We start from the raw sequence: 16,189 nt of genomic DNA, 5'->3' as shown, positions 1-16,189 counted from the left end.
GAGTTCCGGTTTGCGTGTGATTCTTATCGTATGACGCCGATCACGGAGGTGGAGGGGCGGCGCCTGGCGCTGAGCAACCTGGACAAGGTGCTGTATCCGGCCACCGGCACCACCAAGGGCGAGGTGCTGCACTACTACGCGGCCACGGCGGCCGGGGTGCTGCTGGCGCATCTGCGGGACCGGCCCGTGTCCTTCCTGCGCTATCCGGACGGTCCGGACGGCCAGCTCTTCTTCACCAAGAACCCGCCGCCCGGTACGCCGTCCTGGGTACGGACCACCCCGGTGCCGCACCACGGGAGCGAGCGGGCCAGGCAGGTGGTCGTCCAGGACCTCGCCTCGCTGATGTGGGCGGCCAATCTGGTGGTGGAGTTCCACACCCCGCAGTGGCGGGCCGATGCGCCGGGCCTGGCCGACCGGCTGGTGTTCGACCTCGATCCCGGGGCGCCCGCGACGGTCGTGGAGTGCTGCCGGGTCGCGCTGTGGCTGCGCGAGCGGCTGGCGGCGGACGGCCTGGAGGCGTACGGGAAGACCTCCGGGTCGAAGGGGCTGCACCTGCTGGTGCCGCTGGAACCCACACCCTCCGCGCAGGTGTCGGCGTACGCGAAGGAGCTGGCCGTTCAGGCGGAGCGGGAGCTCTCGGACCTGGTGGTGCACCGGATGAGACGGGCGCTGCGGCCGGGCAAGGTGTTCGTCGATTTCAGCCAGAACGCCGCCGCGAAGACGACCGCCACGCCCTACACCCTGCGTGCGAGGACCGTGCCGGCCGTCTCCGCGCCGGTCACCTGGACGGAGATCGAGGAGTGCCGCAGCCCCGGGGAGCTGGTCTTCCTGCCGGCGGACATGGCCGGGCGGCTGGAGCGTCACGGCGATCTGCTCGGGCCGCTCACCGGGCCGGACCGGGGCCGGCCGATCCCGGACACCCGGTAGGGGAACACGCGGCCGGGCCGTACCGCAGCACCGCGGCTTTTGTCATGTGCAAGGGCAAAAGCCTGCAAGGGGTGGGTGGATTGTCCGAGCCGTGGTGCACACTCTGCGCAGACACTGCTTCGTGGGAGTCCGTGGGGAGGCGATGGCGTGTTCGCGGGGATCGACGAGGTCGACTGGGCCTCGATGGAGCATGCCTACGGGCCTGCGGACGATGTGCCCGGTCTGCTGCAGGGCCTCGCGTCCGCCGATCCGGCGGAGCGCGAGACGGCGCTGGACGGGATGTACGGCGCTGTGCACCACCAGGGCGACGTCTACGCGTGCACGCTCGCCTGCATCCCCTTCCTCTTCGAGCTGGTCGTCGATCCGGCGGTCCCGGACCGCGGCTCCATCGTCGAGCTGCTGACCAGCATCGGCGGCATCGACCTCGACGAGGACGACGAGGAGGAGATGGACGAGGACGAGGCGGAGGGCGCGGCCAACTACGCGATGGCCGCTGCGGCCGTCAGTGCGGGCGCCGGGGTCTTCTTCGGCCTGTTGGCCGACGAGGACCCGGGGGTACGGGTCTCCGCCCCGCTGGCGCTGGCGACGCTGCACGGCAACCCGGCGCGGGTCCTGGCGCTGCTGCGGGAGCGGCTCGCGGTGGAGCCGGACCAGGAGGTGCGGCTCGCGCTGGTCGAGGCGGCGGGCCGGGTCGCGCTGCGCCACCGCCCGCTGACCGGGCAGATAGCCGACTGGCTGAGCCGGCTGGCCGCCGAGGCGAATCCGCCGGGGCTGCGGCTGGCTGCACTGGCCCAGCTGGCGCGGTGCGCGCCGCAGTCGCTGCCGGGTGATGTGGTGCGGATGGTGGCGGGGCTGCTGCGGCAGCTGCGTTCGGCTCCCGGTCCCGCGGACACGGGGTCCTGTGCCCCGGAGGCGCACGGCGAGCCCGAGCCGCCCGCCACCGAGGCCGCACCGGTGACCCTGATCGGGCAGTTGCGGGCACTGTCGGCCGAGGAGAACGCCGGACGCACGGCGCCCTGGACGGCCGATCTGCTGCGGACCCTGCACGTCGGTCTCGACGACCGGGTCGCCGAGCGGACGGCCCTGCTGACCGATCAGCTGTGCAGCCCCGACCCCTGGCAGCGCATCGACGCCGTCCGGATGAGCAGCGGGCTGATCCGGGCCTGGCGCGGTTCGTACGCGGAGCTGGTGCGGCTGGTGGGCGAACAGCTCGGTGCGGACGAGCCGGCGCTGGCCGAGGCCGCCTCGCACGTGCTGGAGGAGCTCTTCGGCCTGGCCGCTCCCGCCGCGGACGCGCTGGCGGCCCAGGTCGCGGCGGATCCGGGGTCGTGGGTGAAGGAGTGGGCGAGCGGGCCTCCGGGGCTGGGCAGCGCGGTGAAGGCCCTGGCCCGGCTGGGCGACGCCCGTGCGGTGCCCGCGCTGGCGGCGGCGCTGGAGCGGCCCGAGGTGCCGCACGACGTGGGGTTCGCCATCGGGTATCTGGGGCCGGCCGCCCGTCCGCTGGCCGCTGCGCTGCGGCGCAGGCTGGGCGAGGTCGGGCTCGACGAGGGCGCGTACGACCGGGCGAGCCCGCTGCTGGCGGGGCTGACCGCGCTGCGGGCGGGCGAGGCGGCGCCGGAGGTGCTGCGGGTCCTGCGCGGGGCTCCGGAGTACCGCGGCGAGTGGCTGCGTACGGCGGCGTTGCGGGCGCTCGCGTCGTTCGGGCCCGCGGCGCACTGCGCGGTGCCGGAGCTGCGGGCGCTGGTCCGCCGTCCCGGGACGGCGGCGGCCACGGAGGCCGCCGAGGCGCTGTGGGCGGTCGACGGCGACGCCGGCACCGTGCTGCCGGTGCTGATCGAGGGCCTGCAGGCGGAGCACGCGCACGAGCGGCGGACGGCGGCGAGCGCGCTGGGCCGGCTCGGTGAGCAGGCTGCGGTGACCGCGCCGCGGCTGCGGGCCCTGCTCCGGCACGAGGAGCTGTGGCTGCGGGTGGACGCGGCGATCGCTCTGTGGGAGGTTTCCGGGCGGGCCGAGGAATCCGTTCCGGTACTCCTGGCGGCCTGGGAGAAGAACCGCCATGTCAGGGTTCGGGTGGCCGAGTGCCTGGCGCGGATGGGGGCTGCTGGTGCAGGGTCGGACGCGGCACACGTGCTGCTCGCCGAGCTCACCTCCGTCCGCCGTCACAACGCGATGGACGGCGGGTACGGCAGCCACGACACATACGAGGACGAAAAGCTGCTGGCGCTCTGCCGCCGGGCGCTTCTGGGGAATACGGGGAAGGGACCCACATCATGATCATTTTTGGCACGCGAGGCTATCTCTACCAGCTGGCCGTCCTGACGCTGGTCTGCGGCTGGTGCGGAAATCCGGCGGCACACACCCTGCGCAAGCGGGTCACGAAGTTCACGCTGTTCTTCGTGCCGCTGTTCCCCTTCTCGACGAGTTTCGCCACCCAGTGCACGTTCTGCGGCGGCGAGCAGAAGATTCCCCGGGAGCAGGCGGACCAGCTGCTGGCCCAGCACGTGGCGTCGCAGGACGGCAACCCGTTCGGCCAGGGCCAGCAGCAGCCCGGCTTCGCGCCGGGCTCGCAGGGCCAGGGCCAGAACCCGTATCAGCACTAAATAGGCATAAGAGACTTCCTTCCGAATAGGCTCGACAGAGCTGAAGCCGAAGCCGGGGCCGCGCGCATGCGCGGCACCGGCCCGGACCGTCGGGATCGGAGGAAGTCATGGGTACGCAGCACCGGGCGCGGCATCGCGCGGCGGCGGCCCTCGCGGCCGTCACCGGCACCGCGCTGCTGGCCGGCTGCGGTACCGGCGGCGAGCTGCGGAGCGCCGGCCGGACCCCGGCCGCCATCGGTCCCGCCCGCCTCTGGCCGGAGCTGCCGCCCGCCTCCGCCGCCCCGTACGACTACGGCGAGGGCGAGACCGCGCGCATCCCCGGCATCACGGTCCCGGGCGGCGACGTGCACCGGCTGGACCCGGTGGCGGTGGTGCAGGCGGGGCTGAACGCCCACCCCGACCGGTCCAGCGGCACGGACGAGCTCCCGGCCGCCACCGTGGGCCGGATCAAGGACTGCCGGACCGCTCCGCGGACCTGTCCGGTGCTGTCGCCGTACTTCCGCGATCTCACCGGCGACGGCAGGGACGAGATGATCCTCGCCATCCAGCTGGCCGGCCGCCAGCTCTCCGTCCGGGTCTACATGCCGGAGTCCGGCGGACTGACCCGGATCATGTCCACCTCGGACGCCGTGATCAGTGTGGAGCTGGCCGGCCGGGACCTGATCATGCGGGCGCCGTCGGCCATCACGGGGTACGAGTACCGCACGGCCTGGACCTGGGACGGCCGGCAGCGCGCCATGCTGCCCACCCAGGACGAGATCCTGCGCATGCCCCCGGACACCGGACCCGGCGGAAGTCCGACACCGCACGCACGGCCCTCCGCCACGAACTCCCCCACACCCGCCCCCTCCCCGTCCGCCGCACCGTCGGCCGCCGTGTCCGCGGAGCGCCGGTGAGCCGCCGGACGGGCCCGCCCGGGGCCGGCCGCTCCCGGCGGCTGCGGCTGCCCGCCTGGACCGCGACGCTCACCTGGAAGGCCGCGCTGTTCATCACCGTGATGTGCTGCGTGCTCGCCGCCCTGCTGGGCGTCCTGGTCCACACCACGTTCACCCGGCAGACGGTCGGCCACGCCCGGGAGAAGGCGCTGGCCCGGCTCGATGAGGTCAGCGCGTCCTACGAGGCGGGCGGGGCGCTCCCGCCCGGTTCCGGTCTCGACCCCCCGGGGCTGCCCGCCCCGTTGCACGCCCTGGCGGCGGGCGGCGAGCGGGGCACGATGGTCGCCGACCATCTCGGCCGTCCGACGATGTGGGCCGCCGCCCCGGCCGGCGGCGGACACGCGCTGGCCACGCAGACCGACTACAGCCAGAGCGCCCGCGCGCTCAACGGCCTGGACGGGGCGATCATCGGCTCCTCGCTGCTGGCGATCGGCGCCACGCTGCTGGTCGGCGCGTTCTCCGTCACCCGCGTCACCCGGCGGCTGCACCAGACCGCGCGGGTGGCCCGCCGGATCGGGGCGGGTGATCTGGACGCCCGCGTCGACGACCCCCGTACCGCCGACCCCACGCGCCGGCCGGACGAGGTGGCCATCGTCGCCGGGGCCCTGGACACGATGGCCTCGACGCTCCAGCGCAAGCTCGTGGCCGAGCAGCGCTTCACCGCCGACGTGGCGCACGAGCTGCGCACCCCGCTGACCGGCCTGTCGGCCGCCGCCGAACTGCTGGAGCCGGGCCGCCCGTCGGAGCTGGTGCGGGACCGGGTCCGGGCGATGCGCGCGCTGACGGAGGACCTGCTGGAGATCTCCCGGCTCGACGCCCGTACCGAACAGGTCGATCTCGATGTGCACGAACTGGCGCCGCTCGCCGAGCGGGTGGCACGCGCCTTCGGCCCGGACACCGAGGTCAGGGTCGCCACGGACGGCCCGCCCGTGCGGGTCGAGACGGACAAGCGGCGGCTGGAACGGGTGCTCGGGAATCTGATCGGCAACGCGCACCGGCACGGCGGGCCGCCGGTGGTGCTGACGGTCGACGGGCCGGTGGTGACCGTACGCGATCACGGCGAGGGCTTCCCGGAGTATCTGACCGAGGGCGGCCCCCAGCGCTTCCGCACGGAGGGCGGCACCAAGGGGCACGGCCTCGGGCTGACCATCGCCGCCGGGCAGGCCCGGGTGATGGGGGCCGGGCTGGTCTTCGAGAACGCGGCCGACGGCGGGGCGGTGGCCCGGCTGACGCTGCCGGAGTACGTACGCCTGGACAACGGCGACGAGGAACCGCCGCACTCCCCCACCGGCAGCTGACAGCTGGACGCGCCCTCCCCGGCGGGCACGTGAAGGGCCGGAAGCAACCTCCCCCGCAGTCGTCCGACGGCCGGACGCGCCCCCCTCCACGGCCACCTGACGACCGGACAGCACCCTCCCCCGCAGCCGCCCGGCGACCGGACGCGCACTCCCTCCCACGGCCACCCGACGGCCGCACACCGCCCGGGACCCACGAACTCCCCGCACTACGACATAAGGGAAATAAACCCCACCTCTTGCTACGTTGCCTGGCATGACCGCAACGACCGCGGACGCACCCCCGCCCGAGCTGCGCCTGCCCAAGCGGCGCGGCGTGGAACTCTCGCTCCTCATCGGGGCCGTCCTCATCTCCGTCTACGGCTACGCCGCCGTCGGTCTGGCCCACGACAACGCGGTCCCGCCCGATGTCGCCGGATACGGCGCCGGCCTCGGGCTGCTCGCGCTCCTCGCGCATCTCGCCGTCCGTTTCCGCGCCCCGTACGCCGATCCGCTGATGCTCCCCATCGCCGTGCTCCTCAACGGGCTCGGCCTGGTGCTGATCTACCGGCTCGACCTGGAGACCCCGAAGGACCAGGCGGCCCCCACCCAACTGGTCTGGTCCACGCTCGGCGTCGCGTTCTTCATCGCGGTGGTGGTGTTCCTGCGCGACCACCGGGTGCTCCAGCGGTACGCCTACCTCTCGGTGGCCGCCGCCCTCGTCCTGATGATCGTGCCGATCTTCTTCCCCGCCGTGAACGGCGCCAAGATCTGGATCAGGGTCGGCGGATTCTCCTTCCAGCCGGGCGAGTTCGCCAAGATCCTGCTCGCCGTGTTCTTCGCCGCCTACCTCTCGGCGAACCGCAACGCCCTCGCGTACACCGGCCGCAAGATCTGGAAGCTCCAGCTCCCCACCGGCCGGGTGCTCGGACCGATCGTGGCGATCTGGCTGCTCAGCGTCGGCGTCCTGGTCCTGGAACGCGATCTGGGCACCTCGCTGCTGTTCTTCGGCCTGTTCGTGATCCTGCTGTACGTGGCGACCGGCCGGACCGGCTGGATCGCCGTCGGGCTGCTGCTCGCCGCGGTGGGCGCTTTCGTCGTCGGCTCCTTCGAACCGCATGTGCACAGCCGGGTGCAGGACTGGCTCGACCCGTTCGCCTCCATCGACGCGGGCCAGGGACCCGGACAGCTGGCCCAGTCGCTGTTCGCCTTCGCCGCGGGCGGGATGCTCGGCACCGGGCTCGGGCTCGGCCACTCCATCCTCATCGGCTTCGCCGCCAAGTCCGACTTCATCCTGGCGACGGCCGGCGAGGAACTCGGACTCACCGGCCTGACAGCGGTCTTCATGCTGTACGCGCTGCTGGTGGCGCGCGGCTACCGGGCCGGGCTCGCCCTGCGCGACACCTTCGGACGGCTGCTCTCCATCGGGCTGGCCTCGATCCTGGCGCTCCAGGTCTTCGTGATCGCGGGCGGGGTGATGGGGCTGATCCCGCTGACGGGCATGGCGATGCCGTTCCTCGCGCAGGGCGGTTCGTCCGTGGTGACCAACTGGATCATCGTGGCGCTGCTGATCCGCGTCAGCGACCTCGCCCGCCGGCCCCACCCCGACCAGGTGGAGACCGGAGTCATCGCCCCGATCCTGGAGGACGAGCAGTGATCCCGTACCCGTCGACCGCTCGGGAGGCCCGGACGTGATCCGCTACATCCGGCGCGCCGCCGCCTTCTGTCTGCTGCTGCTCGTGGCGCTGCTGCTGAACGCCGCCCGCATCCAGGTCTTCGAGGCGGACGAACTCGACGACAACTCCGCCAACCGCCGCAACACGATCGACCGTTACGACCAGCCGCGCGGCAACATCCTGGTCGGCGGGAGGCCGGTCACCGGCTCCAAGGACACCGGCGAGCAGCTCGCCTACGAGCGCACCTACCGCAACGGCCCGCTGTACGCCCCGGTGACCGGATACGCCTCGCAGACGTACGGCACCACCCTCATCGAGAACGCCGAGGACTCGATCCTCTCCGGCACCGACTCCATGCTCGCGCCGCTCCCCTTCTGGAACGAGGTCACCCGCGACCGGCAGCCGGGCGGCGATGTCGTCACCACGATCAAGGACTCCATGCAGCGGGCCGCCTACGAGGGGCTCGGCGGCCGCCGGGGCGCCGTCGCGGCCATCGAGCCGACGAGCGGCAAGATCCTGGCGCTGGTCTCGACCCCGTCGTACGACCCCGGGCTGCTCTCCGGTACCGGCTCGTCCGTCACCGACGCCTGGCGGCAGCTCAACGCGTCCACCAGCCAGCCGATGCTCAACCGGGCGATCCGGCAGACCTATCCGCCGGGCTCCACCTTCAAGATCGTGACGGCGGCGGCGGCGCTGGACGCCGGGGTCGTCACCGATCCGGACGCGGAGACCGACACCCCGTCCCCCTACGTGCTGCCGGGCACCTCGACCACCCTGCCCAACGAGGCGAGCGGCTGCGAGCAGGCGTCGCTGGCCGAGGCGATCCGGGTGTCCTGCAACACCGTGATGGCGCACCTCGGGGTGGAGGTCGGGCTGGACGGCATGGTGGAGGCGGTCGGGAAGTTCGGCTTCAACGACACGGGGCTGAGGATCCCGTCCGGGGTGGCGAAGAGCAACTTCGACACGGAGATGAGCGACGACCAGCTGGCGCTGTCCTCGATCGGCCAGTTCGACACGACGGCCACGCCCCTCCAGATGGCGATGGTGGCCGCGGCCGTGGCCAATGGCGGCGACCTCATGTACCCGCACCTGGTGGACCGTACGACCACCCACGGCGGCGCCACCGTTCACACCACCGGGTCGCGTTCGTACCACCGGGCGATGAATCCGATGACGGCGACGCAGCTGCGCCGGATGATGATCGACGTGGTGGAGAACGGCACCGGCGCCAATGCGGCGATCGGCGGGGCGACGGTCGGCGGCAAGACCGGCACGGCCCAGCACGGCATCGACAACTCCGGTACGCCGTACGCCTGGTTCATCTCCTGGGCGCAGGCGGAGAACTCCGGTCGCCCGGCCGTCGCGGTCGCCGTGGTCGTCGAGGACGCCGCGGCCGACCGGGCCGACATCAGCGGCGGCGGCAGCGCGGCCCCGATCGCGCGTTCCGTCATGGAAGCGGCCCTGCGAGACTGAGCCGATGACGGGATTCACCGATCCGACGGCGGATTTCACCGAGCCGATAGCGGATTTCAGGGACGCCGCCGGGACGCTGGCCGCGATCGGGCGGGAGGATCCGCGGCTCTGCGCCTTCCTCGACGTCTGGCACGAGGAGGCGCTCGCCCGGATGCCCGGGGCGGCCCGGCTCCCGCTGGCTGGGCTCCCGTTCGCCGTGAAGGGCCCCACCGGGATCCGCTCGTACGCCGCGCGCCGGCTGATCGCTGCCGGCGGGGTCCCGGTCGGCTCGACCTCCGTGCCGGGGCCCGGCACGTACTGGCAGACCTGGGGGCTGGGCGCCCACGGACGCACCGTCAACCCTTGGCGGCCGGACCGGACGCCGGGCGGTTCGTCGGCGGGCTCGGCGGTGGCGGTCGCGGCGGGCCTGGTGGAGCTGGCGACCGGCAGCGACGGGGCCGGGTCGGTGCGCATCCCGGCCGCCTGGTGCGGGGTGTTCGGGCTGAAGACGACCAACGGACTGCTGCCCTCCCCCGACCGTTCGGGGCTCGCCGCCGCAGGGGTCCTGGCCCGGTCGGCCGCACACGCGCAGACGTATCTGCGCTGCGTCCTCGACTCCTGCGGGCCGGCGGCCCCTGCCCCACTGCCCCTGCGCGCGGCCTACAGCCCCGGTCTCGGGTACGCGGACGTCGACCCGGAGGTGGCGGCGGTGGTGCGGGGCGCGGTGGACCGGCTGTCGGCTTGTGGGGTGATCCGGCTCACGGCGGGCGGCTGCGACCTGCTCGACCCGGCGGACACCTGGCAGGCGGTACGGAGCGGGGAGGTGCCGCCGCCCGCCGAGGAGCTCCGGCGCGAGAACGACCGCAGGCTGAACGCCTTCTTCGCCACCACGCCTCTGCTCCTCACCCCCGTGACGCCCAACCGCCCGCACGGCCACGAGGGTCCGGGCGAGCTCTTCTCCACCGCTCTGACCTGGGCGTTCAACCTGAGCGGCCATCCGGCGGCGAGTGTGCCCGCCGGCTTCACCTCCGACGGCTGTCCGGTCGGGCTCCAGCTGGTGGCGCAGCGCGGCGCGGACGTCTCGCTGCTCGGAACGGCCCGCGCGGTGGAAGAGGCGCTGATATCTGTGCGGTCATGACGGACACCGCACCGGCAGGCAGCCACGAACCGGCCCAGGTGGACCTGTCCCGCCCGGTGGGTGCCGGCCGGGATACGCCCGACGGTGCGGGACGCCGAGGGAGCCCTGGCGCACCTGCGCGAACACGGGGCCGTGGAGCGGGTGTTCACCCTGCGCACGGGCTTCCCGCCGCCCGGCGCGGGGCGCTGATCAGCCGGCCTGGGTGTTCCCGATGGGCTTGCGCGACTCGGCCCTGACCCGGGCGGTGTCGAGCGCCGCCTTCTCGAGATCGACCTTCTCGGGGTCCTGGAGCGCGGTCTCGGGGGTGACGACGGCGACGAAGGACGCGGTGTTCTCGTCGCCCCAGGCGCACATGGGCAGGGTGCTGGTGACGACGCCGTCCTTCGACTGCACGACCTGGCAGGACACGGTGATGTCGTACCCCTCGGGGGTGAACTCCCTGGCGGGTACGGCGATGGTCATGCCGTCCGTCTGGGTGGCCCCTTCCAGGATCTTGTCCCGGGTGAACCCGGGCCCCTTGATCCGTCCCCACAGACCGGAGATGACCAGGGTGCCGCCGTCGCCGGAGGTGTACTGGGTGACGACGGCCTTCGCATCGCGGATGCTGGGGTCGTAGGTCTCCTCGATCTCCTTCCCGTCGGTCGACGAGGAGTCCTTGAGCAGCGTGTACTCGTCGTCCAGCAGCTTCTTCGGCACGGTCAGCCGGTACTCGGCCGCGGGGAAGTCCCCGGCGACCGCCGACGCTCCGGCGCCGACCAGCCGGGAGACGCCGAACGCGACGCCGCCGGCCACGACCAGCGCGCCGGCCACGATCCCGACGATCAGCCCGGTCCGGTTCCGCCTGGGCGGCGGCATGCCGGGGAACCCGGGCGCACCCGGCCCCGCCCCGCCCCACGGCTGGGGGGCCTGCGGGTATCCGTAGGCCTGCGGGCTCTGCGGGTATCCGACGGGCGGCTGCCCCGCCACCGGCTGTCCGGCCACCGGCTGCTGGGCGTACGGGTTCTGCCCGGGCTGCGGCGGCGGCCCGTACGGGCCCTGAGGTGCTCCGTAGGGGCCCTGCGATGGTCCGTACGGGCCCTGCGGCGGCTGCGGCGGCGTGGTCATGGGGCCAAGTTACGTCATGTCCATGAACACGATTTCGAACCCCCCTGAGCGGACGGGTTCAGCTCAGCGGCTCGCGGCGCCGCAGCCACGCGGCCGGCACGCCCTCGACCCCGGTGACCGCTCCGACGACTCCGCCGGTGATGGCGCAGGTCGTATCGACGTCCCCGAATCCCTCGGCGGTCGCCCAGAGCGCCGCCTCCAGGTCGTCCGGGTGCCGGGCCGCCGTCCACAGGGCGAACGGCACGGTGTCGTCGGCCCGGATGCGCTGCCCGTTGCCGAGCAGATCGGCGGCCATCCACGGCTCGGTGTCGAACGGCAGGTCCACGGCCCGCGCCAGACCGTCCCGCACCGCCCCCGCGGGCGTGTGCCGGGCGACCGCGGCCAGCGTCAACTCACCCCGTACCGCCAGCGCCGCGGCGACCGCGACCGCCACCGCGCCCGCGATCCCCTCCGGGTGGGCGTGGGTGACCTCCGCCTGCAACGCGGCCTGTCCGGCCGCGTGGCCGACGTCCCGGTGGAAGCGCGCCCCGAGCGGCGCGACCCGCATCGCGGCGCCGTTGCCGAGGCTGCCGCCCTCGAACAGCCCGGGGGCCAGCGTGCGCCAGTCGGCCGGTGAGGCCAGCAGTTCCGGCAGCAGTATGTGCATGCCGTGGCCGTATCCCCGCGCCTGATCGGCGTCGAAGGCAAGGGCGAAGCAGAGCGCGAGCCGGTCCTGCTCCACCTCGCCGTGCTCGTCGAGCACCCGCACCAGCGCCCGGGCCAGGGCGGTGTCATCGGTCCAGTGCCAGACGGGTTCCGAAGGCATCTGCCGCGCCTGGATCTCGCGGTACGCCTGCTCGCGCTTCCGGAAGAGCGGGAACCAACGCTCCCCGAACGCGTCCCCGAGCGCCAGCGCTTCGAGGCTCCGGCGGGCTGCGGCGGGGTCGGGTTCCACGACGAGGGAAGTCATGCCGTCATCGTCCCGCCGGCGGTCCGGCCCCGTACAGCGGATATCGGCCGGGTCGTGACCGAAAGGGCGCGTGCGATCCTTGAATCATGAACGATCACGGTGGCATCTCCGTCGCCCGCCGGACGGCCGGCAGCTCCGGTCCCGGGGACGGTCTCTCCGCTCTGCTGGCGGACTACCACCTGCGTACGGAGGAGGAGAAGGGCCGGCCCGTCGCGGACGCGAGCGAACTGCCCGACCGGTACCGCGCGGAGGTCGAGGACCCGGACGGCGCGTTCGCCGGCGCCGCCGTCCTCATCGCGCGGGACGGGGAGATCACCGCGGGCTGTCTCGTGGTGACCGCTCCGGTGGACGGCCGGTCGGAGATCAAGCGCCTGTGGACGGCCCCCGGTCACCGGGGCCGGGGTGTCGCCTCCGCACTGCTCCACGCCGCCCTCGGCGAGGCCGCCCGGAGCAGGGCCGACACGGTGCGGCTGTCGGTCTGGCAGTGGCGCGCGGGGGCCATCGCGCTGTACGAGCGGTTCGGCTTCAGCGTCACCGCGCCGTGGGACGAGCGCGCGGACCTGGTGTGCATGGAGCGCCCGGTCCGGGGCGCCGATGACTGTACAACTCCGTTGACTTCGTAGATCGTTGCCGCCGGCCGCTACCGCGCGGAAGCGGGCCTCCCGGATGCCGTCGTCACCGCCGCGGCCGCCTCGGCTCCGCCGGCCCGGTGGCCCCGTGAACTCTTCGGCGAGCCCGCCCGGTCGATGTCGGCGGCCGGATACGGGGTCCGCTTGCTCACGTTCAGCAGGCGGTGGTGGAACCCGTCCAGGACGACGGAGGGCCGGGCGTGCCGGTCGATGAGCGCGGCGGCCCCGGGCGGAACGCCTTCGGGCCGCTCGCCCGCGATCCAGCCCCGCAGAAAGGTGTCGCGCTCCGCGTCCCCGCGCACCGTGTCGAGCACATGGTGACGGAGCAGGTGGTTGGCCACGTAGTGGCGGTCGTACGCGAGATGGCCGGCGAGGAACCCGCTCTCCTCCTCGGAGAGTTCGAACCCGGAGCTCAGGGCGAGCCCGAGGTCCGCGAAGCAGATCGAGCGGCCGTCGGTCAGGACGTTGCGGAAATGGGCGTCGAAGTGCACGAACCCGCGGGAACTCATGAATTCGGCCCCCCGGGCCAGCGACTCGTCCACCCACGCGTACGGCGGGCCGTCCCCGCCGCTGCGCGGCGCCTCCCGGCGGTCGTTCAGCCACTGCGCGAGGGTCTGCGGCACGTGTTCCAGGAACAGCACCAGGGAGGCGGAGGACCGGGCGATGGCCTCCAGCCGGGTACGTACGGCGGACGAGCCCTCCCAGTGGGCGACCGCCCCGTCGATGCCGCCGAACTCGTCGGCGACGCCCTCGGGAGCGGAGTCCGGCAGGACGCGCCAGTGGTACATCAGCGGAAAGTCCGCGTACGCGTCGGCGAGGACCCAGTTGGTGGTGATCGTGTGCGCGGCCAGCTCGCGCCAGGCCCCGAAGCCGGCCGAGCCCACCCCGTACTGGTAGAACGTCGGCAGCCCGAAGAGGTTCGCCGTCGAGCGCACGTTCTCCGGCCGCAGTTCGAGGTCGGTCAGCGGGACCCGTTTGACGAAGACCCGCGTCCCGTCCACGTCCAGCTCGGCCGGTCTGCCGCCGATACCGGCCCCGAGCGGGGTGGCGGCGGCGACCGCCTCGCCGAGCCGGCGGTCGCTCATCAGCGACAGCCGGGTGGCGAGGCGGCCGTAGACGGCGAGGCGGGCGAGGTGCCGCGAGTCGGGGTGGCGCGCCGAGGACGCGGCAGCGTCCGGGCAGGCGGCATCGGTGGTCTCGGGCATGCGCCCGACCCTACTCATCGCCCCAGGCCTCTCGCCGCCCCGTTCAGGAGGCAGTCGGGCTGCTCGCGCCGTCCGCTATCGCCTCCGCGACCTCCGCGACCCGCGCCTGCTCCTCCGCCTCGAAGCGCTCCCGGTCCAGCTCTTCGGCGATCTCCTCGTCCTGGGCCATGAGCAGGTCGAGGCTGGAGTCACCGAGCTCGAGGACGCCCATGTCGACGTACGCCTTCTGGAGCCGCTCACCCCACAGGCCGATGTCCTTGACGCACGGGACGATGCGGCTGAAGAGCAGTTTGCGGAAGAGCTGGAGGAACTCCGAGTGCTCGGAGAGGTCATGCGCCTCCTGTTTGGCGATGCCGAAGTTCTCCAGGACCTCCACCCCGCTGAGCCGGTCGCGCATCAGGTAGCAGCCCTCGATGACGAACTCCTCGCGTTCGCGCAGTTCGGCGTCGCTCAGCTGCTTGTAGTAGTCGCGCAGCGCCATCCGCCCGAAGGCGACGTGGCGGGCCTCGTCCTGCATGACGTACGCCAGGATCTGCTTGGGCAGCGGCTTGGTCGTGGTGTCGCGGATCATGCCGAACGCGGCCAGGGCCAGGCCCTCGATGAGGACCTGCATGCCGAGGTAGGGCATGTCCCAGCGCGAGTCGCGCAGGGTGTCGCCGAGCAGGCCCTGGAGGCTGTCGTTGACCGGGTACAGCATCCCGATCTTCTCGTGCAGGAACCGTCCGTAGATCTCGGCGTGCCTCGCCTCGTCCATGGTCTGGGTCGCGGAGTAGAACTTGGCGTCCAGGTCGGGGACGGACTCCACGATCCGGGCGGCGCAGATCATCGCGCCCTGCTCACCGTGGAGGAACTGGCTGAACTGCCAGGAGGTGTAGTGCTTGCGCAGCTCGCCCCGGTCCTTCTCGGTCATCTTCGCCCAGTGCGGGGTGCCGTACAGCGTGAGGGCCTCGTCGGGGGTGCCGAGCGGGTCGGTGGGGTCGACCTCCAGGCTCCAGTCGATGCGCTTGTTGCCGTCCCACTGCTTGTCCTTGCCCTTCTGGTAGAGGGCGAGGAGGCGCTCGCGGCCGTCGTCGTAGTCCCAGCTGAACCGTGCGGCGCCCGTGGCGGGCACGGTCCACAGCGGCTGCTCGGGTGCGGTGGTGTAGAGGTCGTGTGTCGACACGGACGGCTCCTTCGCCTCGCATGCTTCGGTAAGTCAGCTGACACCTGGCTCAGTTGGCAGGTTCACACGTTGGTAGACGCCGGGTCAACAAGTCGCGCACAAGGGATTGACGGCCTTGCTGACAGGGAGTCTCATAATGGGTGACCGCCGGTAACCCAGGTATGAGGTGCCTCCAGCCATGACGACCGTGACCGAACGCGACGTACAGATGCTCCGGGATGCACTCGGCCCGCTCCGCGACCGCGAGCAGATCGCCGAAAGGCTGCTGGAGTCCTCCGCCAAGCACTCCTTCGACCCGGACAAGGAGCTCGACTGGGACGCGCCGGCCGAGGACGGCAAGTGGTACTGGCCGCCCGAGCTGATCTCCCTCTACGACACCCCCATGTGGAAGCGGATGTCGCAGGAGCAGCGCCAGGACCTGGCCCGGCACGAGGCGGCCTCACTGGCCTCGCTCGGCATCTGGTTCGAGATCATCCTCATGCAGCTGCTGGTCCGGCACATCTACGACAAGCCGGTGACCAGCAATCACGTCCGGTACGCGCTCACCGAGATAGCCGACGAGTGCCGGCACTCGATGATGTTCGGCCGGATGATCACCTGGGGCAACTCGCCCACCTACCCCGTGCCGCGCAGGTACCACAACCTGGCCCGGGTGCTGAAGACCGTCTCCACGACGCCGGGCTCGTTCGCCGCGACGCTCCTCGGCGAGGAGATCCTCGACTGGATGCAGCGGCTGACCTTCCCGGACGAGCGCGTCCAAACCCTGGTGCGCGGCGTGACCCGCATCCATGTGATCGAGGAGGCGCGGCACGTCCGGTACGCCCGCGAGGAGCTGCGCCGCCAGATGGTGACCGCCCCGCGCTGGGAGCGCGAACTCACCCGGGTGAGCTGCGGCGAGGCGGCCCGCGTCTTCTCCGTCTGCTTCGTCAACCCGCAGGTGTACGAGAACGTCGGCCTGGACCGGCACGAGGCCGTGGCCCAGGTACGGGCGAGCGGCCACCGGGCGGAGGTCATGCAGTCGGGTGCCAAGCGGCTGACCGACTTCTTCGACGACATCGGGGTCCTCAACGGCGTGGGGCGCAGGCTGTGGAAGAACTCCGGCCTCCTCGCCTGAGCGCACCGGCGCTTACGCTGGCCC

The 16,189-nt window shown here is 72.6% G+C and carries 15 protein-coding genes; 11 read left to right on the top strand and 4 right to left on the bottom strand.

Translation table 11 applies throughout. From position 1 onward, the window contains the following. Positions 1-30: 30 nt before the first annotated feature. From ligD to OG782_RS25840, 9 genes are all read left to right on the top strand, one after another. Positions 31-927 carry a non-homologous end-joining DNA ligase gene (gene ligD / locus OG782_RS25880; RefSeq protein ID WP_406454821.1) on the top strand — a complete coding sequence of 299 codons (897 nt, stop codon included), beginning with the start codon at positions 31-33 and terminating at the stop codon, positions 925-927. A gap of 147 nt (positions 928-1,074) precedes the next feature. Further along, a complete protein-coding gene (locus OG782_RS25875; RefSeq protein WP_406454819.1) occupies positions 1,075-3,201 on the top strand; it encodes a HEAT repeat domain-containing protein in 2,127 nt (708 codons plus the stop codon). Continuing rightward, the gene (locus tag OG782_RS25870) at positions 3,198-3,527 is read left to right on the top strand and encodes a zinc-ribbon domain-containing protein (RefSeq protein WP_406454817.1); all 330 of its coding nucleotides are present in this window, start codon (positions 3,198-3,200) and stop codon (positions 3,525-3,527) included. The genes OG782_RS25875 and OG782_RS25870 overlap by 4 nt, the downstream gene beginning before the upstream one ends. A gap of 107 nt (positions 3,528-3,634) precedes the next feature. Next, positions 3,635-4,423: a hypothetical protein gene (locus OG782_RS25865; protein ID WP_406454815.1), complete on the top strand. Its 789-nt coding sequence runs from the start codon at positions 3,635-3,637 to the stop codon at positions 4,421-4,423. Beyond that, complete coding sequence (locus OG782_RS25860) at positions 4,420-5,760, top strand: ATP-binding protein (protein WP_406454813.1); 1,341 nt, start codon at positions 4,420-4,422, stop codon at positions 5,758-5,760. Before OG782_RS25865 ends, OG782_RS25860 begins: the two co-directional genes overlap by 4 nt. A 253-nt stretch (positions 5,761-6,013) precedes the next feature. Next, positions 6,014-7,393: an FtsW/RodA/SpoVE family cell cycle protein gene (locus tag OG782_RS25855; RefSeq protein WP_406454811.1), complete on the top strand. Its 1,380-nt coding sequence runs from the start codon at positions 6,014-6,016 to the stop codon at positions 7,391-7,393. Positions 7,394-7,427: 34 nt separating this feature from the next. Then, positions 7,428-8,885, top strand: coding sequence for a penicillin-binding transpeptidase domain-containing protein (locus tag OG782_RS25850; RefSeq protein WP_406454809.1), 1,458 nt, complete (start codon positions 7,428-7,430; stop codon positions 8,883-8,885). A 151-nt stretch (positions 8,886-9,036) separates the two neighbouring features. Further along, positions 9,037-10,002, top strand: a complete 966-nt coding sequence (locus OG782_RS25845) for an amidase family protein (protein WP_406459281.1) — start codon at positions 9,037-9,039, stop codon at positions 10,000-10,002. Between the two features lie 60 nt (positions 10,003-10,062). After that, positions 10,063-10,191: a DUF3291 domain-containing protein gene (locus OG782_RS25840; RefSeq protein ID WP_406454807.1), complete on the top strand. Its 129-nt coding sequence runs from the start codon at positions 10,063-10,065 to the stop codon at positions 10,189-10,191. On the opposite strand, the gene OG782_RS25835 is transcribed toward OG782_RS25840, so the two are convergent. Next, positions 10,192-11,106 carry a hypothetical protein gene (locus OG782_RS25835; RefSeq protein WP_406454805.1) on the bottom strand — a complete coding sequence of 305 codons (915 nt, stop codon included), beginning with the start codon at positions 11,104-11,106 and terminating at the stop codon, positions 10,192-10,194. Between the two features lie 58 nt (positions 11,107-11,164). Then, positions 11,165-12,055 carry an ADP-ribosylglycohydrolase family protein gene (locus tag OG782_RS25830; protein WP_406454803.1) on the bottom strand — a complete coding sequence of 297 codons (891 nt, stop codon included), beginning with the start codon at positions 12,053-12,055 and terminating at the stop codon, positions 11,165-11,167. A gap of 86 nt (positions 12,056-12,141) precedes the next feature. Here OG782_RS25830 and OG782_RS25825 point away from each other — a divergent pair, with 86 nt between their 5' ends. Next, complete coding sequence (locus OG782_RS25825) at positions 12,142-12,678, top strand: GNAT family N-acetyltransferase (RefSeq protein ID WP_406454801.1); 537 nt, start codon at positions 12,142-12,144, stop codon at positions 12,676-12,678. A 17-nt stretch (positions 12,679-12,695) separates the two neighbouring features. Here the strand turns inward: OG782_RS25825 and OG782_RS25820 are convergent, their stop codons facing one another. Together OG782_RS25820 and OG782_RS25815 are read right to left on the bottom strand one after the other, a co-directional pair. Continuing rightward, positions 12,696-13,889 carry a protein kinase family protein gene (locus OG782_RS25820; protein WP_406454800.1) on the bottom strand — a complete coding sequence of 398 codons (1,194 nt, stop codon included), beginning with the start codon at positions 13,887-13,889 and terminating at the stop codon, positions 12,696-12,698. A 43-nt stretch (positions 13,890-13,932) separates the two neighbouring features. Next, the gene (locus OG782_RS25815; protein ID WP_406454798.1) at positions 13,933-15,051 is read right to left on the bottom strand and encodes a ferritin-like domain-containing protein; all 1,119 of its coding nucleotides are present in this window, start codon (positions 15,049-15,051) and stop codon (positions 13,933-13,935) included. A gap of 178 nt (positions 15,052-15,229) precedes the next feature. On the opposite strand from OG782_RS25815, the gene OG782_RS25810 reads away from it, so the two are divergent. Then, complete coding sequence (locus OG782_RS25810; protein ID WP_406454796.1) at positions 15,230-16,165, top strand: diiron oxygenase; 936 nt, start codon at positions 15,230-15,232, stop codon at positions 16,163-16,165. Positions 16,166-16,189 lie beyond the last annotated feature (24 nt).

This window comes from Streptomyces sp. NBC_00876, assembly GCF_045207435.1.
Lineage (GTDB): Bacteria > Actinomycetota > Actinomycetes > Streptomycetales > Streptomycetaceae > Streptomyces.
Note: the sequence above shows the minus strand (reverse complement) of the source record. Positions and strands in the feature narration are given on the sequence as shown.